1 protein-coding gene is annotated in these 1,226 nt (G+C 61.2%); it reads right to left on the bottom strand.

Annotated elements, in window-relative coordinates; translation table 11 throughout:
* Positions 1-1,226 (bottom strand): acyltransferase domain-containing protein (locus ACFVW8_RS39155; RefSeq protein ID WP_389698830.1); only part of this gene is annotated, 1,226 nt, incomplete at both ends.

The raw sequence follows: 1,226 nt of genomic DNA, 5'->3' as shown, positions 1-1,226 counted from the left end.
ACCATCCCCAGAAACGAAACCACTCCAATCGACCACCGCACCACCATGAACATGAACGTGAGCGAGAGCCTTCAACAGAGTCAGCAGCTGCGGGCGCCCCTTACGCATCACCGCAGCACCAGGCAGACCCGACACATACGGAATCAACGCAGCATCCGGACCCACCTCAAGCACCGACCCCACACCCAACTCCCCCAACCGGGACAACACCACATCAAACCGCACCGCATCCCGCACATGCCGCACCCAATACTCCGCCGACCCCACATCACCCGCACTCACCACAGGAATCACCGGAACACCAAACGACACCCCAGCAACCACCCCAGCAAACTCCTCCAACACCCCATCCATATCCGCCGAATGAAACGCATGACTCACCCGCAAACGCCTCACCCTCCGCCCCAAACCCTCCAACCGACCAACCACCACACCCACCGCATCAACATCCCCCGCAACCACCACCGACGACGGACCATTCACCGCCGCAATCGAAACCCGCCCCCCCAAACCCTCCAACAACGCACCAACCTCACCCTCACCCGCCTGAACCGCAACCATCACCCCACCAGCAGGAGCCGCCCCCATCAAACGACCCCGCGCCACCACCAACGACACCGCATCACCCAACGACAACACCCCACCCACACACGCCGCACTCACCTCACCCAACGAATGACCCGCCACAAAATCCGGAACCACACCCCACGACCCCAACAACCGGAACAACGCCACCTCACACGCAAACAACGCCGGCTGCGCAAACTCCGTCCGATCCAACAACCCACCCTCAACCGAACCCACCTCACCAAACATCACATCCCGCAAACCAGGCCCACCACCACGCACCCCATCCACCAAACCACACACCTCATCCACCACAGCAGCAAAAACCGGGAACCGCTCATACAACTCCCGCCCCATCCCCGGAAACTGAGACCCCTGACCCGAAAACAAAAACGCCACACCACCACCACCCACCACACCCTGCACCGTGTTCGACAACAAATGACCACTCACCACCCCCTCCAAAGCACCCAGCAACTCCTCACGACTACCCACCGAAACAACCGCACGATGATCATGCGAAGCACGCGACCGCACCAACGAATAAGCCAAATCCCCCAAACCCAACCCCTCATCCCCCACCACCAAATCACGCAACCGCACAGCCTGATCCCGCAACGCACCCACACCCCGCCCCGACAACACCACCGGCACCACAG

It is taken from the genome of Streptomyces sp. NPDC058221 (assembly GCF_042882365.1).
In the GTDB taxonomy this organism is placed as follows: Bacteria; Actinomycetota; Actinomycetes; order Streptomycetales; family Streptomycetaceae; genus Streptomyces.
The sequence above is the reverse complement of the archived record's forward strand: the minus strand, read 5'-3'. Positions and strand labels throughout refer to the sequence as shown.